Origin of the sequence: Fibrella rubiginis, from assembly GCF_017353185.1 — a bacterium.
GTDB lineage: Bacteria > Bacteroidota > Bacteroidia > Cytophagales > Spirosomataceae > Fibrella > Fibrella rubiginis.
Genome location: NZ_JAFMYV010000003.1, coordinates 526,265 through 551,546 on the forward strand (window position 1 = coordinate 526,265; position 25,282 = coordinate 551,546).

A 25,282-nucleotide genomic window follows, 5' to 3' on the forward strand; every position below is an offset into this window, starting at 1 on the left:
CTACTACCATGGATAAGTCCTGGATTATTCTGACCGACGCCCAGTTTGCTGGGTATTTCGATGGCCTGGCAGCCGCAAAAATTGGCTTCAACGGCAGCACCGAGACCAAGACCCTGCTGGGCTGGGTAGCCAGTCAGCTCCGGCCCGGCAAAGTAAACAAGCTGTATATCATGGCTCATGGTATCTCGCTCACGACGGCGGGGGCAGCGCAGGGAATGAGTTTGGAAGGCGACTACAGCCTGCCCGAAAAGACCAGCGGCTTTGGTATCATGCTCGGCGATACGCCCATTGCCGTTGACAATGACCATCTGTTTCAGGCCCTGCGCGGTAAAGGCCTCAAATACATTGTGCTGGCCAGTTGCGGCATAGCCAACGGCAACAATCAGGGCAACTGGGGTGATGGCCGCAGCCTTTGCCAGCACATCGCCTCCTACACCGGAGCCACCGTCTTCGCCAGCGACGTCACCCAATACGCCGGTGCAGACTGGACAGGCAATCTGTATCAGTTTAAGCCCAACCAAAGCACGGGTGGGCAACTGCTCAGCCGCCCCTACCCGCAGGTAGCCACGCGGGTTGATTACGAATAACAAACTGTTCGTCAAGCTTTTAACCAATAAACCACACCCCTACCATTATGATGGATTACGGACTCGGCGGGCAGGAACGCAAGGGAAACGACGCCAACGAAGCCATTTCTGACATTCAGAAAAACCGCACCCTGCTGGTGCAGAAACTCACCGCCGACGCGCCCTTCAAACCCGTGGTGGAAGAGAAACTCGAAACGGTGGAAGCCGTCTTTGCCCGCTATAGACCCAACATCGACGTCACCTTCGACGATGCCGAGGGGCAGGGCGTCGACGAGACGTTGCGGTTTCAGAACCTCGGCGATTTTGGGCGGAAAGGCATCACGGCGCAGAGTCCCTTTTTGCAGGACCTCAACAGCCAACAGGAAGACTATCAGAAGTTTATCAAACAACTGAAAGGCAACAAGGTCCTCCAGAAAATCCTGGCCGACCCCGCCTCAAAAGCGATTTACCTCACCGCGTTGCAAGCCATGATTCAGGAGCTGGAAGGCTAATTCACTCATTCAGAAAATGGAAACACAACAGACCAACACCACCGCCGCCGTTCGGGAACGGGTGGCCAACCCGGCGCAACAGGTAGCCGACAGTGCCCAGCAACTGGCCAAATTTGGCGGGTTCGAGTTTGTGGAGACCACTGTGGAAGGTGCCCAGAACATGAACCCCGCCAAGAAGGCCCGCAAAGGCATTTTCCTGACCGAAAAAGGGTCGGAGAAAGAGCGCAAAAACCTGCGTAAACGCCTGGAAATGTGGACCGAACTGCTCGCCAACCACGAAAACGTGGCCGACATGGTGGGCGAGGCCGAAGCTAAAACGGACGTGGCTGCCAAAACCCTGCGCCGCAACCTGAAAAAGGCCCTCGACGAGACCAAAGCCCTCGAAACGGCCTACCGGTCGGTGGCCATGTTCTACAAAAACGCCGACACCGAGAAGATCAAAAACATCTCCATCGTCAACGCCGATGCCGAGCAGATTCAGGACCTCGACAATACGCTCTTCTTCGACACCATTGCCGACGAGCTGCGCCAGAACTACGACAAGCTCGACCTGCGCCAGAATTATTCGCTGATGGTGCTGCCGGGCTACCTGGGAGCCAAAAAAGTGGTGGATAAATGGGCGCGGCTGGCGCACGAGAACAAGGTGATGCTCCTCACCGACTACCGTCACGTAGACACCCCCGACGACGTGATGGAGCTTTTCCAGGAAGAAGACATGACCAGTGCCGACGCCTACAAGGCCAACGTGATGATGACCTGCAACTACCTCGTGGGCCGCGAAGCGTATACTGACCTCGGCGAAGAAGAACCCCTCTATCTGCCGCCCTCAACGGCACTGGCGGGCAAGATCTACAAAACGCAGCTGCAACAGCCCGTGGCCGGCTCCAAACACGGCACCCTCAACGAAGTAGATGGTGTACGGTTCGACCTGAAAAAGAGCGAGATCGCCAACCTCGAAAAAATGGGCCTCGTCCCCATGGTCAACGAGTTCAATAAGATGATGGCGTATTCGGCCAAAACCCTCTTCAACGGTGATAATCAGGGCCTTCAGACTTACTCGGTGGTGCGCGTGTTCGACTGGATCATGAAAGTGCTCATTGATTTTCTGAACCGCCGGGCCTTTGAAAACTGGACCTACGACACCGAAAAGGACCTGAAAGCGCAGATCGTGAAATTCCTCAACAGCGTGACCGGCTCCGACAAGATCATCGAAGACTTCCAGATTCTGCGGTTCGAGCGCGACAAAGACGTGAAAGACCGCGTCTTCCTCGACATCCACATCAAGCCCTACTTCCCCGCCAAGAGCTTCCTGGTTCGCCTCGACGGCACCCGCGGCGACGACGCCACCGACTGGAAAGGCGGTGTAGAACAGCAGTAATTTTTAATCAATTCACAACCATACAAACCCCCCAATTACCGCCATGGCATTCAAGGCCTTTTTAAAACTCGACGGGCAGGAGTTCCGTCTGTTGCACTGTAGCTACTCGCTCGGTCAGAACACCGACTACACCACCGGCAAGCCCACCTCCGACGTGATGGGCGGGCAGGTCAACGCCGAATTTGAATCGACTAAAGAGTCGAAGGCATTCGAGCTGATGATCGACCCGCACAAGAAGTTCAGCGGGGGCATCACCTTCTTCAAACAGGACGAAGATTCGCCGATGAAGGAAGTGAAGTTTGAAGATGCGTTTCTGACGGGCTACTCCGAAAGCATGGACGCCCGCAACAACTCGCCCATGAGCACGAGCGTGGTGATTTCGGCCCGCAAACTGAGCGTCGGCGGGGCCTCGCACGAGAACAAGTGGGCGAAGTAGTACGCTGACTACCAAACCTATAAGGCCTCTAAAACGGGCCTTATAGGTTTAAGTTTAGCAGAGTCCTATGTGGGAAGAGCAATCAAACAGAGTGCATTTCAACTCTGAAATGGGCAAGGCGGGTGTCACGGATGAAACCCAGCTGGAAGGTCTCTGGGAATACGCCAAAGAGAAGACAACGCAATACGGGCCAGTAGCTATGGCCGCGGGTTTTGGCCTGGCTGCCGTGGGCAGTGGCCCCCTGCTTACGGGCAGCGCTATCGTGGTCGGGTTTGCGCTGGGCCGAACCATGATCACCCAGGTCATGAAGGGTGGCGACCGACTTATTCGTGAAGCGGCCAAGCATTTTTCGCAGCACGGTCGTGATCCTGTTGATGCCATTTTCAGCGAAGATTGACCAGGCAGCTTACCGTTATTTTTCATTAACCTCCACACCATGAACAACTTAACCACTGTACGCATTGACATCGGCGGGAAGCAGGTGCCGATTTTTTCGCGGGTCAGCATCCGGCAGTGGATCGACCAGCACCATACGTTCGAGCTGACCGTGCCCATTGAGGAAGTGGAAGGCGAGGGCGGCATGACCATCAACAAGTCGAAGGAGTTTATTGGGCAAACGGCACGGGTAACGATCAAGTACCAGCAGGGCGCGGGCGACTCGTTTGTGTTCAAAGGGTTCGTCACCCAGTTGAGTTTATCCAAGCAGGCATCGTCGGGCAATGCGGTGGTGATCAGGGGGTTCAGCGCATCTGTTCTGCTGGAGCAGGGCACCCGCTACGGGGCCTATTATCAGGAAGACCACGCGGCCATTGTAGATAAGGTGCTGAAAGAATACGACCGCGACCTGCTTTCGCCCACCGTGAAACCCCGCAACAACCGCAAGGAAGACTATGTGGTGAAATTCGACGAGAGCAGCTACAATTTTTTGCACCGCTTTGCCGCCGCCACGGGCAACTGGTTCTACTTCGACGGCGAGAAAACGATTTTCGGCGACGTACCCGGCGACCCACCCATTAAGCTCCTGTTTGGCGAGGACATGAGTGCCTTCGACATGCGGATGGACCTGCCCGGCGGGGAGTTTTTCGTAGACGACTATGACCCCACCCGTTCGGAGCAGGCCCGCAGCCATTCGAAAGAGGTAAAGGTGGCCGGGCTGGGTGAATACGGCCAGTTACTGATCGACAAAGCCGAGCAGCTTTATCCCGAACGCACCTACAGTCGGCCCCCGCTGCCTGCCCCCACCGACGCCGACGCGAAGCTGTTTGCGGGCTACGAAAAGAAAGCCTCGGTGGCCAATGCGGTCATCTTCAGCGGCTCCAGCAACCGCGTGGGGCTGAAGGTGGGCAGCGTAATCAGTGTGGGCGAACAGAGTGGTTTGCAGGGGCGGCGCACGGCCAGTTTCGGGCAGTACCGCATCATCAGCATCAGCCACGAGGCCGATCTAGGCGGGGGCTACAGCAACCGGTTCGAGGCCATTCCGGCGGGTGTCGAGTTTCGGACCAACCCATCGTTCTATACGCCACGCGCCACGCCCCAGCTAGCCAAAATTCTGCATAACGACGACCCCGAACACCTGGGCCGGGTGCGGGTGCTGTTTCTGTGGCAGTCGGCGCAGCAGGACGCTACGGGTTCAACCTGGATTCGGGTGCTGACACCCTACAACGGCGACGTAGATCAGGGCATGTATTTCGTACCCGAACTAGACACGACCGTTATGGTCATTTTCGACAATGACGACCCGGCGCGGCCCATTGTGGCGGGGGTGACCTACCACAAAAACGTGCGGCAGGACAAGTTCTATTCGCAGAACAATCACTACAAAACCATCATTACCAGGGGCGGCAACCACCTTGTTATTGGCGACGAAGCGGGCAAAGAGTTTATCAGCCTGTATAACCGCGACAAGAAAAACCACATCCGGCTCGCGCTGGACAACACGCACATCACCGTAAAAAGTGAGGGCACGATCAACCTCGAAGCCGACACGATCAACCTGAAAGCCAACAAGGTAAATATCGACGCCAAAACTGCCTGGAACGTGAAGGCAGGCGATACCGACATACAGGTCAACGGCAACATGAGCCTGGATGCCAAGGGTACGGCCTCTTTGTCGGGCAATCAAACCGACATCGGCGGCCTGACCACAACCGTCAATGGTAAGACCAGCACCAAGATCTGTAGCGATGTTATGCTGGAACTGGATGGTGGCCCCATGGCCATGCTGAAAGGCACGATGGTAATGATCAACTAAACCCAGATTCGACATGGCTATTTGCTCCTACGCCCAATGGATGCCTGTGAAGACAAAGCAGGAACCGCGCAGAAACGGCGCTAATCCGAAAGGATTGATCTTACACATTACCGACTCCCGGAATAATACGCTGGAGGGCATTTTATCCACATTTAGTCCTGGTGGAAGCAACCCATTTCCGTCTCACTTCGGGGTGCAGACAAACGGCAGGTTCGGGCAGTTTATCGACACCAAGTACCACGACTGGGCCGAGGAATGGTCAACCAACTACATCAGCGTAGAGTGCTCGGCCTCGCCCGGTGATGCGCTGACGTATGCGCAGCTATACACGGTAGGGTATTTATACGCCTGGTTAGCAGAGGAATACGGAATACCGCTGGTGATAGCCAACAAGCCTGGCGATGAGGGACTGGGCTATCATTCGATGGGTAAGACAGGGCATAAGCTTTGTCCGGGTACCCATGTTATCCAGCAGCGAAGCACGATTCTATCCATTGCCCAATACATGCTGACCTTTTCGGCATCACCCGCCGATATTCCCTGATTAATGGCTATGGCTGACCAGATAGACTACCACAAGGCTTTGCTCAATGGTGAGAGCAATAAGCGGGGGCAGCGGAAGAGTGTTTCTGCCGTCAGGCCGATCAATACGCATGAGGTGATCGAGCTGCTTAAGCTGGCTTACGAGGGAGAATCTACGCACGGGGTAGTCCGACGAGCCGCCAAAGACCTGTTGATCGACATGACGGCTGGTGGCTGGCAAATCAACGCCCCGCAACATACGGGTGGCCGACCCGACGACCCGGACCCCGACGATAACCTGCACATCACCATCCGGTCGTCGGGTTTTGGTGGGTGTCACATACGGCTAACACGAGACGGCTACATCAGGCAGATTACCCTGGGACGCGCTGACAAAACAGTGGGCAAACCCTGGCAGGCTACTGGCACCCCGCACTCGTGAAGGCAGCACAGGTGCTACCGCACACTGCACATAACACACCGACACCATGAACGCCTACACACTTGTGGCCCCGCTGGCCCGCCTGATGCAACCCCGCCACCTGCCCAAAGTACCCGTGGTGGAGGCCATTCGGCAGCACATCGACCTGCTGCTGGCTACACGCCTGGGTGAGTACCGCTTCGACCCGCTGATGGGTAGCGCCGTTTGGCAGGGTGACTACACCGCCATCACGAACCCGACCATCTGGAAAGGTGAAACCGAACAGGCCATTGCCCAGCTGATTCTTCGGTATGAAAAACGCCTCATCACCACCCGCGTCTACGTAGACGTAGATGACCTCGACGAAACCGACCAGGACGGCGGGCCTGTCCGTGCCCGCAAACGCCTCACGATCCGGGTGGGGGGCACCCTGTTCGCCACCGACGAAGCCCTGCCCGAACTGGCATTCATCCTGTATATCAACCCCGTTGCCAGCGAATAACGACATCTTCTTGAAGCTAACCACCATGAATAGCCTCGATACCCGCGACCAGATTAAAGCCCGGATGCTGCGCGACACCGCCCGCCTCTGGGGCCTCAGCGACAACCAGCTGGACACTACCGCGTTTGATCCGCTGGTAGACCTTTTGCTGGGTACGCTGGCGGCTGAGTCGGAGCGGGTATATGGCGAAATTCTGGCGTCGCGGGGGCGCATTCTGGAGCGGCTGGTGCAGGTGTTGCTGCCCGAAACCGTAACGGGTCCGCGACCAGCCCACGGCCTGCTGATGGCCCAGCCCACCGAAAACCGGGCCGTGGCCGCCCACGACATGCCACTAACGGTGCGCCACCCCCAAACCGGCGACGAACTGGGGTTGCTACCCGCCGGTCGGTTTTCGCTCCTCAACGGGCGGGTGGTCTGCGGGGCTGCCGGGGCACAACTCTGGCGGCTCGACGACCAGCAAAACCGTACGCCCGTGGCCTCGGCACCGCCGCATCGCCGCCTGCCCGAATACACCCTCTGGCTGGGTCTCGATTTACCACTTCAGTCGCAATACGCTGATAGTGAATCAGATAACACTGCCCGGTTCTATTTTAACTGGAAAAATCAGCCCAACGCCATGCAGTACTGTGCGCAGCTTGGCCAGACAGGGTGGCAGGTGGAAGGTAGCCCGGCCCGGCCCCTGACGGCCATCCACACGCTACAGCCCGAACCAGCTGACAACGGGGCAACCGACACGGCCGACCTGCACGAACTGGAGCAACACGCCCAGCGCTACTACCGCCCGCATTTTGTGACCGTCACGCTCACAGACGTTGGTCCCGCTGGTGCCGCCCCCGCCATCCTGACCGACTCGTTCGATGCGGCGTTACTGCAAACGCTGCCCCCGCTGACGTGGCTGCGGGTGTCGTTTCCGCCCACGTTCAGCGCCGACATGCTCCAGCAGACCGACTGTCTGCTCAACGCATTTCCGGTGCTGAACATCCAGGCCAGCACCCCCACGTTTCGTCTGAACGACATCCTCAACGTGTTTCCGCTCCAGACCGACCGCCCCCTGCTGGCTGTAGTGGAAGTAACTGACAGCGAAGGTAATACCTACGCGCCACACACCCTGGGCGACGATCCTACCCGGCGTACCTACACCCTGCGGCACCGGGGCGTGGGCCGGTTCGACAGTCGGCAGGCTGCAGACCTGGTGCAGCACACCCTCGATCAGCTCCGCGACGACAGTGCCGCGTTTCTGCCCCTGGGCTACGATGCACTGCGCGGGCAGGTAGAAGACATTCAGAAAAGCATGCAGCGCATCCGGCAGCAGTTGCCCCCCGCCGCCAGCCTCCCCGGCGAACCAACGCCGTTTCTGATCATCAACAACGCCCCCACGTCGGGCACGCTGTTTGTGCGCTGCTGGACCACCGCCGCCGACCGGGCCAACCGCCTGCCCCTGTCGGCTAAGGTCGATACCACCTCGCCCGCCCTCCGGCGCGACCGCCCGGTGTCGTTGCTTCAGCCCCTGCTGGGTGGTATGGCCCGGTTGAACGACGCCGCCAGTCTACCCGCTTTTCGGCGTACGCTGCTCACACGGGGCCGGGCGCTGACGGCCGAAGACCTCCGGGCCATTGCCCTGGCTACGGCCCCCGATCTGATTACGGGGGCCACGATTCAGAAGAGTGTAGCCGTGGGCACCGAAGCCCGGCAGGGCCTCACCCGCGTACTCGACGTGCGGCTGGCGTTTCGGGCAGGACGGGTGCTGGCCGCCGATGAAAAAGAACACTGGTGCCGCGAGGTAGCCGCGCAGATAGATGGCCTCTGGGCAGGGGTGTTGCCCATACGCGTTATTCCCGAAACCGCCTGATGGACAAGCCATTAGCTACCGATATTCGAGCCGAAGTATGGCTGGCTCTTCAACTCGCCAGACCAGATCACCCCAATGTGGTGGTGCGGCCACAGGGTACGTTTACCCGTTCGTTTAGCCCCGACGTGCTCAGCGTTGAAGACGTTGACGCCCTGCCCGGCGAGGCCGATAGGCGGTACGTTGACCTCAGCCGTGAAGGGTTCTACGACATGCTGCCCGAAGCCCTGTTTCATCCGCCCAGAGCCGCGTCGGGCCGCACCGAAACACCGGCGGCTCTGTCGAAACGGTTGCGGCAGGAAGAGCAGCAGGGCCGACAGTTCTGGCTACCCGCCGAGCAGGAAGTGATGCGGCAGCGGGTGCGGATCGAGCAGCAGGAAGCCCAGACGCTGACCAAAGCCACCGGCCCCATCTGGCAGGAGGTGTTCGACTGGCTGCTGTCTGTACGGGGCTTCACCTTCACCGACCGGCAGCAGGTTTGTTTGCTGGCTATCTGGATCAATGCGCACCGGGTGGTGGGCAACTGGCCCGAAACGGCCGCCTATTTCACCCGCTTTTTGCAGGTGCCCGTGCACATTACCCATGGCCCACGCCGCGCGCCGCTGCGGCCAGTGCGGTTCTCCGACCGGACCGACACCAGCCCGACACCCCGCCTGGGGGCCATGCGAATGGGGATCGACTGGATTTTGCCACCCAGCCACGACCCTGCCGACGATGGCGGGGTGGTGCAGCTAGCCATTGGCCCACTGCCCCCCGCCCAACTGGCCGATTACCTGCCCAACGGCATTGGCTGGCGGTATATCTCGTTACTGGCCGGGTACCTGCTCCCCGCCGACGCCGATTACCTGGTGGTACCCCTGCCCGACGCCAAAGGAGCCTTTTTCTCTCTCGCCAACTCCCCAACCGCCGGTCGGCTGGGTATGACAACAGCGTTGATTAGTGATGAATGATAAGTGATGAGCGGTCCGCCGCCGCGGTGATGAATTATTAATCTTCTTTCCCATGACAACTGATCTTCTCTTGACGCTGGCCAGTCTGCTGAGCATTGGGCTGGCGGCGCTTACGCTCCTGATACTGCGACGGCGGACCGACGTTTTGACCAAAAAAATGGGCCTCTACCTGCTGGCAGCCCTGGTGCTGGCGGGTGGGCTGGGCGCGGGCCTGTCGCGGATGGAGTCGGTGACGATGGCGTTCTACTGGCTCGAAGGCATGGTGCTGGTGCTCGGTATGGGGCACCTGGTCATGAGCCGTCAGCAGTTTGCGTGGCTCCGCACCAGCCCTATCAGCGACGAACTGGCCCTGGCAGGTCTGGTAGCAAGCCTGATGGCGGTGACCCAGACACTGGCCTATGGCCTGATGCACCCGGCAGGCCCATTTTTGCCCGCACTGGCGCTGGGCTGGCTCCCGTTTTTCCTGCCCCTGTTATTCATGCTGGCCTACGAAGCCTTTGTGCTCATTCCGGCGCGGGTGTACCGCAAATGGTTCTACCCCGTAGACCGCGAAGTGCCCTTGATTGAACTTGTCGACACCATCCGGCTGCACGTGCAGGTGAGCAAAGCACCCGATCAGCCCGCCCTCACAACCTACACCGTGAAGGCGCCCATTGACCGGACGCTGCACGACCTGTTTCACTACATGATCTATTCGCACAACCACGAAGAAGATCCCGAACACCCCATTCAGTATCACGAAGTAAACACCGAAGGCAGCCTGCTAGGCTGGGTATTTTACCGCCCCCGGCTGGGTGGTTTCGTTAAATCCTACCTCGACCCCAGCCTGTCGCTCAGTCGTAGTCACCTTAAAACAGACGCCACAATAGTAGCCCGTAGCTACGTCAGCAGCGTGGAAAACTAGTTTTCGGTTTACTGTTGCTGAGCACAAAGCAACCTGGTACCCTCATCAACAGTAAACCGAAGACAGTAAACAGTAAACTCAAACCAGAAGACTCAAAAGACATGCTTCCCCCAATCACCCACTGGCCTGTCAACTGGGCCGACGGCATGAAGATCACCCGGGATCACCTCCTGGCTACCGACGATGCCACCCGTGAGCTGGCCCGCGACACGGCCGGTTCGCTGCTGTCGGGCCTCGACTATGGCCTGCTGCCCGCCGCCGCCGGGCAGGAATCGCCCCTGCGCATCACCTGCGACGGGCAGTCGGTAGTGGTGTCGGTGTGCCGGGCTATTACGCCGGGGGGTGCCCGCATTGAACTAAGCACCGACCCCGCCGACGCCCTTCACCTGCCCCTCAGCCCCGTCCGCGAGGCCTGGAGTAAGCTGGGGCAGACGGTGGGGTACGTGATTGTTGAGGCCAACCCCTTCAACCCGCAGCCGCACGGGCAGCCCGACCCCGTTGAGGAGCCGCTGCGCTACCCGTTTGTCTGGCCCGAACTGCGCCTTAACGCCGTGCCCACGGGGAGCCTCCATACGTCGCTGGCGGCGGCCTATCACCTGCCCGTGGGTAAGCTGCTGCTGGCCAACGGCGTGTTCAGCCTCGACAAAGAGTACCTGCCCCCCTGCCGGATGGTGGGTGTGCTGGCCGACTACCGCAACTACTACCATAGCCTGCGCGAACACCTGAGCGGGCTTATCAACTACGCCACCATTGTGCTGGTTCGGGTGCGCACCAACGCCCGGTCGGGGCAGCCTAACGCCCTGGCCACCAGCATCGGTTACGTAGCCGAAGCCTGCCTGTATAGCCTTGGCGATCAGCTCGACGCGTTTCAGCTGCGGGGCCTGCACGAGTCGCCGGTGGGGCTGGTGGCGGTGGGCAAGCGGCTGGCCCGGACGCTGCAAATCGCCATCCAGAGCACCCCCGACCGGGAGCGCGAAGCCATGTTCAACTACATCAAAAACTGGACGCCCATCACGCCCGTACAGTGGGAAACGGCCATCCAGGAAATGCTTGATACGCCCTACGAACACGCTGATTGTCATCCGGTGCTGGCCTCTTTTTTCCGGCTTGATGAATGCCTGATCAAGCTGTTTACCAAGCTGAGCGACCTGAATTATCTGGAGAAATCGAAAGACGAATTTTTCGTCGAAAAACAGGAAACACCACTACCACGACCCGCCCCCGCCGCCAAAACGGGATTCTGGAGCCGATAACTAGAGTGAATGGTTGGATCGGGACGCGTAGCGTACTACGCGTCCCGATCCAACCATTCACTCAATCACTCATTCATTCACAATCAACATGGGAAAGCCAGCAGCCCGAATGGGCGATATGCACATCTGCCCGATGGTCACCCCTGCCCTGCCACCTATTCCGCACGTGGGTGGCCCGATTATGCCCCCCGGCAACCCGACGGTGCTTATTGGGGGGCAGCCCGCCGCCTGCATGGGCGACCTGTGCCTGTGCGTTGGCCCGCCCGACTCCATCATCGTGGGGTCTACGTCGGTGATGATTGGTGGCAAGCCCGCCGCCCGCATGGGTGATCAGACCGTACATGGCGGCAGCATCGTCACTGGCTTTTTTACGGTCTTTATTGGCGGCTAACAACTGCTCCACACGCTCATGAACACATCCTTTGTCAAATTCCTGCTGGTCACGCTGGGGCTGGGCCTTGGCGTAGTAGGCGGCATCTACTGGCTGGCCGGACAGGGCGCGTCCGGGCGGCAAACCATCAGCCCCGCACAGGAAGTCCATTTCCTGACCGATGCCCAACTGGCCGACAGCCTGTATCGGCAGCTGAAGAAGACAGACCCCGTCGAGAAAGCCAGTGAGTTTTCGGCGGTGCGTTTTCAGCTTGAAGAAGCCATTGGCCGGTTGCAGAAAGGCTACGGACCCGACACCCTCTTCAGCCAGATTACCGGCACCACCGGCCACAACTACCAGAAACTGATGGATCTGGTAGCCCTGAAAACGACCAACCGGCAGAGCCGTATAGCAACAAAAGCACAGCTGAAACTCCAGGTCGACGGCCTCAACACGGCCGTGCAGGCCCTGCAAACTCAGGTGCTGATGAAGCAGTCGAGCCTTGATAACCTCCGTGCCATGAAAGCCAGCCAACGACCATGAAACCCGAAAACTACACCGAACGCACCCGCCGACAACTTCGGTTTGGTCTGTCGTACTTCACGCTGCTGACCCTGCTGGCCCTGTGCAGTTGGGTGTCATTTCGGACCATTCCCACCCTGGCCGACAAACAAAAAATGCAGTCGGCAGGGCGGCTGGCGACTTACCGTCAGCAGCTAACCCGCACCGACCTGCACCTGGCGGCCCTCAACCAGGGCACCCCCATCGACCAGCCGTGGCTGCGCACCTTCTTCAGTCAGGCCGACGCCCTGGATGGTCAGTTTACCGAACCCACTTTTTTGAACGCCACCCTCAGCTACCGCCGCCTGGTAGCCGAGTATGAAGACGGCCTCCAGAACCAGGACCCAGAACTGCAACAACTCGCCGCTCAACGCACCGACCTGCAAGCCAAGCAGTTGGGGTTACAAACCGCCCTGGCTGGCCTCAACAAAGCCATCGCCGCAGCGGCCGGTGGGGGCGCTGGCGCACCACCGGCCCCACCACCGGCGGAAAGCAAAGCCACTAACCTGCATCCGGCCATTTTCACGGGTTATTTCGGGCCATTTAAACCACTGCTGGTGCGGGGGTCGGGCGAGTTTGGCAACAACAGTCCGCTGGTGAACGCCTCGGCGCAGGTGATCGTCGTCGACGAGAAGCGGATTATCCTGAGCGTCTATTTCGAGGTAGGCGACAACAACACCTTCGCCAAAACCACCGAACGCTACGAACTCTACGCTGCCCCGCCGGGCCTTCGGATCACGGCCGTTTCGGCTCCGCAAAACACACCCTGGCGCATCAACTACACCGACCGCACCCAGCAGGACGACCAGTTTTCAGTGGCCGACGGGCTGTTTACCTTCCAGCTTCAGGCCAATACCCCCGGCCTCGACGTGGGCGGGCCGGGCGGCAGTTCACTTACCATCAAACTCAACCGCCCCATTCGCATCGACCTGGCGAAATAACCCCGCCGCAGCGGGTGGGGTATTACCGCTCACTCAGTACCGCGCTACATCCCCTTTTTATGGGATTCGCCCGGTGAGGCAGGAGGCGACATTTGACCTGTGCTTACCACGGGCGGGTTGTCCATGACCTGTTCTTTTCTATCCACACCACAATCACAATCCACTTTACCATGAAACAGCTCCGTACCCTCCTGACCCTGACGCTGGTCGTTAGCGGTCTGCTGGCCAGCCTCACCGGCTTTGGTCAGGCCAATCGGCGACCCGACCAGATTGTTCGCTACGACAATACGGTCATTGATGCCCTCATCAGCGAAATCGACGAGACGAGTGTCTCATACCGCAAGACGTCGGCACCACAAGGGGCACTTTACCGCGTCAAAAAGTCGGAGATCAGCTACGTCCGCTACACCAACGGCGAAGTAGAACGGTTTGATGGCAAAGGCGCGAAAACTACACCCGCCCGCCCCACGGCCATGGTGGCCAGCCGGACGCAACCCGCCGCACGCCTGGCACCCGTTGCCAGGGCAAATGAAGCCAAAACCCGCTTCGGCCTCACCGTTGGCGGGGGTGCGGGATTGTTTCTTAGCTCGGTGGTCAACTCAGACATGGGCATGGCCCTACGGGGTGGTCTCACCGCCGAAATTCCCCTGGGCAGTAGCATAGCCCTGGCCCCGTCGGTCGAGTTTCTGCGCTTTTCCCGTACCGAGAGCAAAATTACTACGGCTCTCAACTATGGCGTGGTGACCCTGGCTATCGTGCCCCTCTACAAAGAGGGTAAATCTGTCAACCTGTTCTACTCACTGGGGGCGTATGGTGCCTATGGCATCAACATCACCGCCGAGGGCGAGAGCGCTTCGTTTAAAGAACTGGGCGTCAGCACCTTCCACGCTGGGGGCGACCTGAAGCTGGGCGCCCGGTTCAGCCAGGCCCTGACGATCTACGCCCAGGGTGATTACGGCTTCACGACGATGGCCGCCGATGCACCAAAAGGGGCACCCCAGGTCACTCAGGCCACCTTTGGCCTTGGCATCCGCTACCTGTTCGGCAACTAACAGCATCCACTCCACACCATGTTCAGATACCTGACTCTATGCCTCGCCGGGCTGTGCGTGATGCGCACGGCTGGCGCTCAGAACACCGTTGGCCCCGCCGGCGACGCGGTGTATTTTACCAACGGCAGTCACTATAACAATGCCCAACTGCTGGAAGTGACCGCCAACCGGGTAAAGTTTACGGTGAAGCGTGGCGAAACGCTCATCAACCACAACTACAGCCGCGACGACGTGCTGATGGCTTTTACGCAGGAAGGCAACTTTCTGGTCATGAGCGACATCAGTGCCGACATTCCGCAGGCCGATCAGCAGCTGAAAGATTTCCTGATGGCTCCGGCCCGCAAAGCCCAAACCGACCTGATGATCAGGCGGGTACCGCTGGAAGTGTTGCGCGGCAATATTTCATACGAAAGCAACGAAGTGGTTAATTACCAGCCTGTTGCGGGCGGAGCCGCGTCGATCAGCAAGAACGAACTGCTGATGATCTTCTACCGCGACGGCAAGCATCAGGTGCTGACCGACCCCAACGAGCTAGCCCCGATTCTGGCTTCCCTGCGCCCGCAGCTCACGCCCGAAACACCGGTGCCCCCGACCCCTGTGCCGGTGATCGCGCCGGCCCCACCGACGGTGGCCGTTACGCCGCCACCAGCCCCTACCCGACCGGCCAAGCCAGCAGTCAGCCAGCCCACTGCGCCACCCGACGCCGTGCCCGCCGACACCAGGGCGTCGCTGAGCGAATCGGAGTACGTTACCTACCGGGCCAAAGCCGTTCAGCGGGTCGATCAGTTTGTGTCGTACATCACCGTCATTACTGATAAGAGCATGTCTAATGACGACAAGGACCGGGCCATCGACGAAGCTACGCGCCTGTTTATGCCCAACGCCACGATCCAGGTAACGTCGGCCAACAAGACCGCCCCGCCCCGCACCTACAACGTCAGGACCTACCTGACCCGGCTGAAGCTGCTACCCTACACCTACACCAAAGTAGCCTGGACAGAAGTGCAGTATGTGAAAGAACTGACCCAGGCCCCCGACGGCAATTACTACGGCATCATCACCGGTCAGCAGACGTTCGAGGGCTACGGCAAAGCCGACAACGTGACGTACAAAGACGTGACCCAGAAAAACGTGCGGGTGAAACTACAGCCTTACCAGAAACAGGTTGAAGGCCAAAAGGAATTGAACTGGCAGGTTTTCCTTGGCAACGTCGGCGTGGGGTCGAGTCAGTAACCGTCATCCCGAATGGCTATGCGTACGTTGATCCTATTTTGTGGGTGTCTGCTCGGCCAGGTGGTCTCTTTGTCTGCTGGTTCGTGGCTCAGGGCGGGAGTCTGTGTGCGGCTGGTGGGCGTGGTACAGGATTTTTCAACGCATAAACCCCTGGCAGCCAGCCTGTCGGCCCGGTCTGTAACGGGCAGGCAGGTGCTGGGCACCAGCGATGAAGGAACCGGTCAGTTTGCCGTTGATATTGCCTGCACCGCCACGGCCCTGCTCATTGAACGTACCGGCTACCGTCCGCAGCGGCTGCCGCTCAACCTGGCCACGATCACCCCCACCGCCGACGTGTATGTGGTGATTCCGCTGGTGGCCGTAGACCGGCAGGGCACCGACCGGCCCTACCTTCAAACCGAGCAGAAACACTACGTACAACCAGCCGGCACCAACGCATCGGGGCAGGTGCAACACAGCACTTTTGCCGTGACCGACGCCCTGGCGCAGTCGCCATTGCGGGCGCAGGTATGCCTGTTTTTTACCAAAACGGGCAAAAAAACCTGCCTCGACACCGACGCTACCGGCCAGTGTAGCATGGACTTCAGGGACAAAGACATCGTAGCCATTGAAGTTAAATCGGCTGGTTATCAGACCTATGAGGGCAACATCAGCGTAGAACAGCTAGGCGGCCCGGACCTGCACCATACCGTGCGGTTGCTGCGTGAGCTGGTCCTGCTGTCGGTGCAAAGCAGCCCCGTGCAGACGGGGGTTTCCCTGCGGGCGGTGTTGCGCAACGGCGGTAAACAGGCACCCATCCTGCTGGCCTCAGTAGCCGACCGGCCCGGCACCTTTGCGGCTGCCGATCTGCGGCCAAACCGCTACGAACTGCTGCTGCTGGACCAGAAAGAGGCGGTGCTACACCGGCAAACGCTGACCATTGCGCCTGGCCTGAACGTGCAGACCATTACCCTGCCGGAGAAAGCCACAACCCGCCCCAAAACGCCCGTCGTGGCCAGTCCGGTACGCCCGGCGTCGGTCACGGCAACACCCGCCATTGTGGGCGAGGTGCCTGCCGCCGCACCGGTGCTAACCGATAACCTGCCGACGCTCTTTTTCGACGAAGGCAGCTACGCCCTCTCCGACGCCACCCGCGCCACGCTCCAACAACTGGCCGTTTACCTGCAACAACATCCCGATGTACACCTGCGGCTGGTGGGACATACAGACCGGTTGGGCGATGAACAACTGAACAAGTACCTCGGCGAATTCCGCGCCAAAGTGGCCGCTAACTACCTCCACTGGCAGGGCGTCGACGACAGACGGCTACAGGTGATGGGCTATGGCAGCCGGTTTCTGGTGGGGGCCGACTCGACCGCCGAGAGCCGCCGCCGCAACCGCCGCGTCACGCTGAAACTGATACCTGCACGCCCCCTTGCCGAAACGCCAACTACCTCAAATTAAGCTCGTTATGAAACGACCGCTACTTCTTTGCTTCGTGGGCTTGCTGCTGCTAACCGGTTGCCACCAGGAACCCGACCTGCCCATTATTCCGGCGGCGTGCCGCATTGGGCTGGTCGAGATCATCCGCGAAAACGGCAAGGTCAGTCGGCAGGGGTATCTGTACAATGCGTTCGGCAGCCTGACGCAGGCCTATGAAGAAGATCAGACCGGACAGCGCAGCCTCACCCGCACGTACACCTACGACACCACCCGCTACGTGACCGCCCGCGAAGACAAAACGCCCGGCGGCACGGTCCGGTATGCCTACACCTACGAGGGGTCGCCGAAGCGCATCGCCAAAATTGCCCCAACCCAGGGTAGCGGCGACACCTACGAATACGCCTACGAGGGCGAAGCAATTAAAAGCCTGACCATCAAAGACGCCGGGGGCAGCGTACGGGAGCAGTTTACCTACCAGCCCGACGGCAAACTGGCTACCCGCACCCGGCCCAAAACAACCGAGCGCTTCGTGGTTGACCCCGCCACGGGCTACGTGACGTCCTACACCCATGCCGACGGTGTGTTCGAGACGTTTACAGTCGATGCGCAGGGCCACCATCTGGTCAAAACGTATAACGAACCAGCCCTCAGCAAACTGACCAGTTCAACCTACACCTACGCTGATGACCGTACGTTCTACGCCAACACCCAACTCCTGTTTCGGGGCATCCCCCTCACGCCCGACGGGAGCGGCAAACCTGGTTTGCTGACGGGCTACGTGCTGAATCAGTTTGTAAAAAATGTGCTGACGGTAGCCGAAAGGGCCACGTTCCGTTACACCTACAACTCGTCGGGCTATGCCCTGGGCTACGCCAGCAGCACCGGCGAACGCGCAAAATTTTATTATACCAACTGCCCCGCGCCATGAACCAGCACCAGCACGTCCTGTGGCAATCTACGCACGCGGCCATGGCTGCGGCAGCCGCATTTGTGCGTAAGCTGCTGCTGCTGGGTGGCCTGTGCCTGCTGGTGCAGCTGGGCAGGGCGCAGACTCAGCCGCTGACAGACAGCGACAAACGCGAAATAAAGCGGCAGGCACTAACGCGCATAACCAAAGATTTTCCACTGGTCATCAACAACTTAACGCTCGACATCAACACCGAAGCAGACATTAAGTCGATGATTCTTAACAGCTATCTGCCCAATAGCCTGAACCAGCAACTGTTTGTGAACGATGAGGTCATCCTGGAAGACGACGTTGACCCCAGCCATACGGGAGCCACCGCCAAAGTAGACAAGCCCGTGCGGCAGTACCTGAGCGATCTGATCTCGTTTTACCCCAAAAATCCGGATTCAGACATTCCCAGTTTTGTGGTCAGCAACGTCCGCCTGACCGACGTGATTGCCGAAAATTCGGCTTCGGCGCGCATCGACGTTTACTTTGATGCCCGATTTATGGGCAAGCATAAATCAGGGCGGGCCTACCAGACCGTAAATCGGGTGGCTACGTTACAGGCCACGCGCGTCAACAAGAAGTGGGAGATCTACATCCGGCAGATCCTGTTTGTACGGCCCGGTGCGGGGTTAGCACAAACGACCGCACCATTGCCAGCCACCGTGACCGCAGCCGTGGTCTTGCCCCCCGTCGAGGTTCGGGAACCACTGGTGGTCTATCGGCAGAGCGACTACGAGTTCAACGCCACGATCCGGTCGAACAAACAAGCCCTCGACGTGGTCAAAACAGAATCGCCGCGCCTGCCGCTGGGGCAGTACCGCTACCGCGACGACGGGTCATACGAGCTTGACGGCAACCGCATTGTTTTCAACGACAAGAGCAAGGCCACCTTCACGTTTACCAACCGCGACCGCGACCTGCTGGGGTTCGCACGGGTGGAGCCGGTACAGCCCAAATCCGACACCATCCGTTCGCTGGCTACCAAGCCCGCCCCCCCTGTTGTGACACCCGGCTACCTACCCCCCGCCGAAGGTCCACAGTTGCGCAAAATCGAACCCGTCAGCACGACTGTTGCCAGCCCGGCAGTGGCTTTCGACACACCAAAAGTGACAAAGCCCGAGCCCGCCCAACCCGTTCTCACCAAGCCAGAACCGCCAAAGCCGGCACTTGTCAAGCCCACCCCGGAGCCGCCGAAAATAGTGGCAGAGAAACCCAGCGAAAGCTCCAAAGAAGCTGACAATAAACCAGTTACGACTGACCCGGTCGTTCCGAAGGTTGTGATGGAAGGTCCGAAACAGGCACTGCCAGCCATCGAAAAACCGCTGCCGCCACCAGCATTGCCAGCGGTTGAAAAACCTGCTCTGGCCGAGGCTACACCCGTTGTGGCTGAGCCAACACCCGTTACCCCTGACAAGCCCGCCCCCAAACTGCCCAAGCCAATCGTGCAGAAACCAGCCGCTCTGTCGGTTTCACCCGACGTAAAAAAGGCCATTTCGGGGGAGCAACGGCGCATGATCGCGGCTATGCGGCTGCGCGGCTGGCTTCAGGTGGTGGGTGGTCTGGCGGCGCTGGGCGGCAGTTACGTAGCGTATTCGGGCATAAAAAAAGATTACGATGCCTACCAGACTAGAGCCGGGGCCCTCATTGCCGACTATGCGATCTACCGCCAACTCTCGCAACGGCCGGTGCCGCCGGGGCCGGAAACCCTGTCGCTGACCAGCTACGGCAGCCCTACCATCTACGGGGTCTATGGCGGCGGCGTTATTGGCCTGGGACTCACCGTCAACGGTATCCGCACCCTGTTCAGAGCGGGAAAAATGGGCAAAAAGAAATAGTCATGTACCCTTTTATACCTCCACACCATGAAAACGTTTCGCTTTTTTTTCTTGCTGCTAAGCGGCCTTGCAGGCTCCTTCTGCGCATTGGGGCAACCCACGATAACGATGACGTCGACGATACCAACGCCTATTTGTCCGGGGGCTTCGGCTTCGCTTAAATTCAACGTCAATGATACACGGGCGGCAGATAATAAATATGCGTTACACTTCTACCTCTCATCTTACCCTAAAACACCCAGTTCGCAGGCAGAATACGACCAGGCAGTAGCTGTCATCTACAACCTCGGATCATTTGTATCGACTTCGGGAGGAAAAAACAACCGGTCAGCAGATTTCACAATGCCCAAAACGCTGCCTGGAGGCGCGTACAAAGTCTTCATCGTCTCGCAGTCTGACGTTTACTTCAACGACTTTTTTTCTAACATATTTACCCTTAAACCCCTCACGACGCTCACCATTTCGGGCAATCCCACCATCACCGCTGGTACGCCCGCGCTTATCAACATAAGCCTCACCGGCACAGCACCCTGGACGTTTGATTACAACGATTATTCGGAAGAATACCGCAGTGCGGGCTTCCTGCGCACGGCCACCGTCAACACCTTACCCTATGCCATCACGCCCCGGATGCCCACCTTCAGCACACCCATAATCTATAACAACGTCTACGTCAGAAACCTGCGCGATGCCAGCGGTTGCCCCGGTCCCAACACCGTCAGTGGTAGTGCCACTGTCACAGCCACACCGCTGGAACTGAGTACGTTTCTGGACAAAACATCGGTTTGCGCGGGTGGGTCGCTGAACGCACAATACGCCACGGGCAACAGTAGCATTCGCCTACAGGCGGACTTCAAACCAATTGTGCAACTCTCCGATGCGAGCGGCAATTTTGGTAACCCCATCAACTTGGCAACGGGTGCCCTGGGTACGCCTACCACCGCTGTTACTATTCCGGGCGGTGTAGCGGCGGGCAACTACCGCATCCGGATCATTGCTGCCCCGGCCACTCCCGATCAAAACGTGCTTATTGTCCCCCGGTCAGCAGCCATCACCATTACCAAAGCCGACAAGCCCATTGTGGCCAACACCAACCCCACGGTTTGCCAGGGCGAGGCCAGCGTAACGCTCAGTGCCACGGGGGCCGGCACGTTGAAATGGTTTGATTTTGCCGGTAATGGCTTGGCAGGACCACCCACACAGGGCACCGGTACGGCCGGCAGCTACGGGTATTCGGTAGCTCAGGTACTAGGTGGGTGCGAAAGTGAGCGGGTGGGTATAACGCTGAAGGTGAAAGCCAAACCCGCCGCGCCCGTTGTGCAGCCCAAAAGCCTGTGTCAGAATGATCCCAGCTACACCCTGCAAGCGGGTGGCAACAACCTGCGGTGGTTCAACAGCAGCGATGGCCTCTGGAACGGCAATGGCAGCACACCCGTGGTCAGCACCGGCAGCGTGGGGACACAGACGTTTAAGGTAGACCGGGAAGAAGATGGGTGCCGCAGCGACAAAGCCACCGTTATCGTTACGGTCAACGCCCCACCCGCCGCCCCGATTGTAGCTAACCCCGCCGCCGTTTGCCAGTATACCGACGCCCCCAACCTGACGGCCAACGGCCAGAATCTGAAATGGTATGCCACCGAAACCGGGGGCAGCGGCACGGCAACGCTCAAGCCCAACACAGACCAGCCCGGCACCACCGCCTACTGGGTGAGTCAGACCGACAAAGGCTGCGAAGGTCCCCGCGCCAAAATCGACCAGACCATCAACCTTGCCTCGCCCGACCCCACGTTTACCACCAACCTGGTGCTGCTGTGTAAAGACCAGACAACCACGCCCGTAACTGCCTTGGGGCAGAATCTAAAATGGTATGACGCCAACGGCAACACCGCCCTGGCCGCTGCTCCTACGCCATCGACAACCCAAACCGGCGACATCAAATACCGCGTGTCGCAAACCAGCAACGGCTGTGAAAGCAAGAAAGTGGAGTTGCTCGTGCAGGTGCGCAATACCCCCGGCGCACCCGGCGTGGTGCCGGTTTCACTGTGCCAGAACCAGACGGCCAAACCGCTCACCCCCACCGGCGACGGCCTGAGCTGGTACGAACAGGAAACGAATGGCACCTCACAAACAGCCCTCACACCCCAGACGGGCACATTGGGTGAGAAAGCCTACTGGGTGAGCCAGCGGTTCGGGGCCTGCGAAGGCCCACGCGCCAAGCTGATTGCCACGGTCTATCCCGTACCCGACAAATCCGTGGCTGCCGGTAAAGATTTTTGCGTCAACGACCCGGCCACGGCCCTCGTGGCCGGTGGCGACGCCCTCCGCTGGTACACCACCGCCGACCGCAGCAGCCCGGCGCAAGCCAGTATTACGCCCGCCACCGACAAAAGCCAGAACGTGACCTACTACGTCACCCAGACCCGCAACGGCTGTGAAAGCGCCCCCACAGCCGTAGTGGTGCGGGTACGGGCCAAGGCCGTAGCCACGCTCAGCGGCGACGACAAGGTGTTTGCCTACGACAGCACCGCCATCCGAATTCGGCTGGCGGGCGACGGACCCTGGTCATTCACGCTCTGGAACGGGCAGGCCATCACCACCGAAACCACGCCGTTTGTGAAGTGGGTGACGCCCAACCCCACTGCCGCCACGGCCACCTACAAGCTTCTGGGTATTCGCAATGACTGTGGTACCGGCGACGTAGGTAATGCCTACACGCTCACGATTCAGCAACCCCTGGCTACCGAACCGGCTCCCGGCCCCCTGCTATCATTGCTGCTCTATCCCAGCCCGGCCACCACGCAGTGTACCCTCGCCTGGCAGGCCCCCGCCGGGGTGGGTGTCACGCTCCGGCTGATAACCCTGACGGGTCGCGTGGCCTGGCAGGTGCAGCGAACGGGCACCGGCCAGCAGCAAACCGATGTAGTAGACCTTAGCCAGTTAGCCGCCGGTCTTTTTTTCGCCGACCTGCAAACTACTGACGCTCAACGCAAAACAAGTACCCTGCTTAAGCAATAACCTGTACAAATTGACGGAGCCATGCACCAACGTATTCTCACCGCCGACAACCATCCGTTCTTACTGAAGAGGAAATACTCCTGCTGGATGGGATCAACAACACTCGCTCAGTTTGCCATTTCTGCTTCGCGGCGGGCCTCTACCACGGTTCCGGCGTTGGCGTAAATGCGGAAACTGGCACCCAGTTCTTCGGTGCGGCGTTTCATGTTACTGATGCCGTAGTGCCGTTCGCCGTTGTCAGCATCATCGGGCGAGAAGTTCAGACCCTGGCCATTGTCCTGGATGGTAAGGCAGAAGGTACCGTTTGGCTGGGTTTGCAGGCGTACTGTGGCCTCGGTGGCGCGGGCGTGCTGCACCACGTTGCTGAGGGCTTCCTGCACAATACGAAACAGATTCAGCACCTGCGCCGAGGTCAGTGGCTGCCCCGAATCGCCCTCGACCTCAACAACCACGTCGAGGCCGTTGGTTTGTTGCACATACCGGTTTACGTACTGGTTCAGGCGTTCTTCAAATTCGGCCAGGGTAAACCGTTCCTGCTGGATGGCCCAGATCGTTTCGCGCAGGGTGCGGATGGCATCGCGGGCATAACCAACGATGGTGCGCAGCTGCTCAGCCTGAATTTTTCCGTTCACAATAGGCTGTTGCTCTACCTGCCGACCAATGTGCAGCAGGCTGGTAATCATAAACGCTAGTTGCGCTCCCACGTTGTCGTGCAGGTCGCGGGCAATGCGTTCGCGCTCTTCCAGCAAACTGTTCTTCTGCGCCAGCGTCTGTACTTCGGTGGCAAACGTGGTCCGTTCCTGCTCCCGCTGACTGCTCAGCAGGCGGTCGGAATTGTCGCGCATGAGCTTGTAACGGTAGGCCAGTCCAAACGTCAGGGCCAGCACTTCAAACAGCCCCGTGGCGGCGTAGATGTCGAAATTAACCAGCGGACGGTAGGTGGGAATAAGCCCGAAATTGGCAACTACCTGCCCAAAATTGAGGATGTAGAACGGGGTGATAGCCACCAGATAGAGCCAGGCGGCACTCCGGTAATAGCGGCGGTAGAGGCTCATAACCACGTAGGCGGCCATCACGGGCATGGGCAACCAGTAGAAGAGCGTAAACAGCCGCAGAAAGGCCATTTCGACGGGCGACGACAACTGCACCCAGTTTTCGACCACCAGCATCAGTACGCAGAATAACCCCGCCAGCAATACACCCGCACTAAGTCGGTGAAGCCAGCGAAGGGGTGTTTTTTTGAGTGGTAAAAACGTCCGCACGAACACCAGATTGGAGTAGAAGAGCAGCAGCGGAAACAGGAAATAGCAGTTTTGCCGGGGCAACCAGAATTGTACCGATGGCGCAAACTGGTTCAGAAACCCGTTGTTGATCACCATAAAGCCAATCAGGCAAATCACGCACAGCAGGTAGGTCCAGTAGATGGGATCGCGGGTGGTAATGAAGAAAAAGAAGCTCATCAGAGACACAAACAGCAAGGTCATGAGCACGCCGCCCCAGAACAGATAATCGCGCTGCATCCAGGTTTCGTAGGCTGCCTGCCGTAGTAGCGACACAGGCACCACTTGTGCACCCCGCACTTTCAGCGTCCGCAGGTATACGGTATAATCGGCCCCGGCGGGCACAGTGACGGGGAAAAAGAAGTGGCGGTTATGCACCGGTCGGGCGGCCACCGGTGTGCGCCAGCCTACCACCGGCGAGGCGGCCAGTAGCCCAGGCAGCGAATCAACGGCCGTTGTGGAAACCGCCCGCGACACCCGTGGAGGCAACAGACGGATCAACGCCTCACTGCCTGTTTGTGCGCTTGTTTTTTCCGGCGTCTGCGTGACAAATAGCTGCAGCGACTCGAAACACCAGAAATTGACACGCACAAACAGGGGAATAGGCTTGTTGGTCGCGTTTTGCACCCGAAACCGCAGCCATATAGGGTTAGCGCGGGCTTGTTCGCTGGTGTAGCCCGCATTGGGCACCGCCCGGCCAACGGGGCTGAATGGCATGACCTGAATATCGCGTACGGTGCGGTGATGCAGTGAGTCAATAAATACACTCAGTGAACTCTCGATGCGTAAGGCCGTCAGTAAATCGTCGGTAGGCGTTAGCGCAACTACATCGGTTGCCTGCGCGTATACATGTGGCCGGGCTGCCAGCAGCAACAGTACCAAAACAATGACTGATTTCCCTATACGTATCATCCCCACGATGGGCTGTTTTATCAGATAAACGAACATAAGCACCCCAATTGGATGCCCGTTGCTAACTGCTGTTCAACCGGTAACACTATTGGTAATTAGGCCTATAGACCTAATACTAGAATTTTGACGATTGGGCTTTGTTAAAGTAATGACAACCAATCCATA

23 protein-coding genes are annotated in these 25,282 nt (G+C 59.0%); 22 read left to right on the forward strand and 1 reads right to left on the reverse strand.

Going from position 1 to position 25,282, the window contains the following annotated elements:
* Positions 1 to 8 precede the first annotated feature (8 nt).
* From J2I47_RS09040 to J2I47_RS09145, 22 genes are all read left to right on the forward strand, one after another.
* Positions 9 to 587 (forward strand): hypothetical protein, encoded by a 579-nt coding sequence (locus J2I47_RS09040; RefSeq protein WP_207364234.1) that lies wholly within the window; start codon positions 9 to 11, stop codon positions 585 to 587.
* Positions 588 to 634: 47 nt separating this feature from the next.
* Positions 635 to 1,078 carry a hypothetical protein gene (locus tag J2I47_RS09045; protein WP_207364235.1) on the forward strand — a complete coding sequence of 148 codons (444 nt, stop codon included), beginning with the start codon at positions 635 to 637 and terminating at the stop codon, positions 1,076 to 1,078.
* A gap of 16 nt (positions 1,079 to 1,094) precedes the next feature.
* Entirely contained in the window at positions 1,095 to 2,456 is a 1,362-nt protein-coding gene (locus J2I47_RS09050; RefSeq protein WP_207364236.1) for a type VI secretion system contractile sheath protein TssC, read from the forward strand.
* A gap of 43 nt (positions 2,457 to 2,499) precedes the next feature.
* Entirely contained in the window at positions 2,500 to 2,892 is a 393-nt protein-coding gene (gene tssD, locus J2I47_RS09055; protein ID WP_207364237.1) for a type VI secretion system tube protein TssD, read from the forward strand.
* Between the two features lie 91 nt (positions 2,893 to 2,983).
* Positions 2,984 to 3,289, forward strand: a complete 306-nt coding sequence (locus tag J2I47_RS09060) for a hypothetical protein (protein WP_207364238.1) — start codon at positions 2,984 to 2,986, stop codon at positions 3,287 to 3,289.
* Positions 3,290 to 3,328: 39 nt separating this feature from the next.
* Positions 3,329 to 5,143: a type VI secretion system Vgr family protein gene (locus J2I47_RS09065; RefSeq protein ID WP_207364239.1), complete on the forward strand. Its 1,815-nt coding sequence runs from the start codon at positions 3,329 to 3,331 to the stop codon at positions 5,141 to 5,143.
* 13 nt (positions 5,144 to 5,156) lie between these two features.
* Positions 5,157 to 5,687, forward strand: coding sequence for a peptidoglycan recognition protein family protein (locus tag J2I47_RS09070; RefSeq protein WP_207364240.1), 531 nt, complete (start codon positions 5,157 to 5,159; stop codon positions 5,685 to 5,687).
* A gap of 9 nt (positions 5,688 to 5,696) precedes the next feature.
* Positions 5,697 to 6,107, forward strand: a complete 411-nt coding sequence (locus J2I47_RS09075) for a hypothetical protein (protein WP_207364241.1) — start codon at positions 5,697 to 5,699, stop codon at positions 6,105 to 6,107.
* Between the two features lie 46 nt (positions 6,108 to 6,153).
* A complete protein-coding gene (locus tag J2I47_RS09080) occupies positions 6,154 to 6,588 on the forward strand; it encodes a GPW/gp25 family protein (protein WP_207364242.1) in 435 nt (144 codons plus the stop codon).
* A gap of 25 nt (positions 6,589 to 6,613) precedes the next feature.
* Positions 6,614 to 8,437, forward strand: coding sequence for a type VI secretion system baseplate subunit TssF (locus J2I47_RS09085; RefSeq protein WP_207364243.1), 1,824 nt, complete (start codon positions 6,614 to 6,616; stop codon positions 8,435 to 8,437).
* Positions 8,437 to 9,384 carry a hypothetical protein gene (locus J2I47_RS09090; RefSeq protein ID WP_207364244.1) on the forward strand — a complete coding sequence of 316 codons (948 nt, stop codon included), beginning with the start codon at positions 8,437 to 8,439 and terminating at the stop codon, positions 9,382 to 9,384. Before J2I47_RS09085 ends, J2I47_RS09090 begins: the two co-directional genes overlap by 1 nt.
* Before the next feature lie 52 nt (positions 9,385 to 9,436).
* A complete protein-coding gene (locus tag J2I47_RS09095; RefSeq protein WP_207364245.1) occupies positions 9,437 to 10,288 on the forward strand; it encodes a TssN family type VI secretion system protein in 852 nt (283 codons plus the stop codon).
* Between the two features lie 101 nt (positions 10,289 to 10,389).
* A complete protein-coding gene (locus J2I47_RS09100) occupies positions 10,390 to 11,541 on the forward strand; it encodes a hypothetical protein (protein WP_207364246.1) in 1,152 nt (383 codons plus the stop codon).
* Positions 11,542 to 11,629: 88 nt separating this feature from the next.
* On the forward strand, positions 11,630 to 11,932 hold the full coding sequence (locus tag J2I47_RS09105) for a PAAR domain-containing contractile injection system baseplate protein (protein ID WP_207364247.1): 303 nt from the start codon (positions 11,630 to 11,632) through the stop codon (positions 11,930 to 11,932).
* 18 nt (positions 11,933 to 11,950) lie between these two features.
* Positions 11,951 to 12,454 (forward strand): hypothetical protein, encoded by a 504-nt coding sequence (locus tag J2I47_RS09110; protein WP_207364248.1) that lies wholly within the window; start codon positions 11,951 to 11,953, stop codon positions 12,452 to 12,454.
* A complete protein-coding gene (locus tag J2I47_RS09115; RefSeq protein ID WP_207364249.1) occupies positions 12,451 to 13,413 on the forward strand; it encodes a hypothetical protein in 963 nt (320 codons plus the stop codon). Before J2I47_RS09110 ends, J2I47_RS09115 begins: the two co-directional genes overlap by 4 nt.
* A gap of 170 nt (positions 13,414 to 13,583) precedes the next feature.
* Positions 13,584 to 14,465: a DUF302 domain-containing protein gene (locus J2I47_RS09120; RefSeq protein ID WP_207364250.1), complete on the forward strand. Its 882-nt coding sequence runs from the start codon at positions 13,584 to 13,586 to the stop codon at positions 14,463 to 14,465.
* A gap of 18 nt (positions 14,466 to 14,483) precedes the next feature.
* A complete protein-coding gene (locus tag J2I47_RS09125; RefSeq protein ID WP_207364251.1) occupies positions 14,484 to 15,698 on the forward strand; it encodes a hypothetical protein in 1,215 nt (404 codons plus the stop codon).
* Between the two features lie 18 nt (positions 15,699 to 15,716).
* On the forward strand, positions 15,717 to 17,141 hold the full coding sequence (locus tag J2I47_RS09130; RefSeq protein ID WP_207364252.1) for an OmpA family protein: 1,425 nt from the start codon (positions 15,717 to 15,719) through the stop codon (positions 17,139 to 17,141).
* A gap of 7 nt (positions 17,142 to 17,148) precedes the next feature.
* Positions 17,149 to 18,048: a hypothetical protein gene (locus tag J2I47_RS09135; protein ID WP_207364253.1), complete on the forward strand. Its 900-nt coding sequence runs from the start codon at positions 17,149 to 17,151 to the stop codon at positions 18,046 to 18,048.
* Positions 18,045 to 19,910: a hypothetical protein gene (locus tag J2I47_RS09140; protein ID WP_207364254.1), complete on the forward strand. Its 1,866-nt coding sequence runs from the start codon at positions 18,045 to 18,047 to the stop codon at positions 19,908 to 19,910. Before J2I47_RS09135 ends, J2I47_RS09140 begins: the two co-directional genes overlap by 4 nt.
* Before the next feature lie 27 nt (positions 19,911 to 19,937).
* Entirely contained in the window at positions 19,938 to 22,925 is a 2,988-nt protein-coding gene (locus J2I47_RS09145; RefSeq protein WP_207364255.1) for a T9SS type A sorting domain-containing protein, read from the forward strand.
* Between the two features lie 107 nt (positions 22,926 to 23,032).
* Here the strand turns inward: J2I47_RS09145 and J2I47_RS09150 are convergent, their stop codons facing one another.
* The gene (locus J2I47_RS09150; RefSeq protein ID WP_207364256.1) at positions 23,033 to 25,117 is read right to left on the reverse strand and encodes a 7TM diverse intracellular signaling domain-containing protein; all 2,085 of its coding nucleotides are present in this window, start codon (positions 25,115 to 25,117) and stop codon (positions 23,033 to 23,035) included.
* Between the last annotated feature and the right edge of the window lie 165 nt (positions 25,118 to 25,282).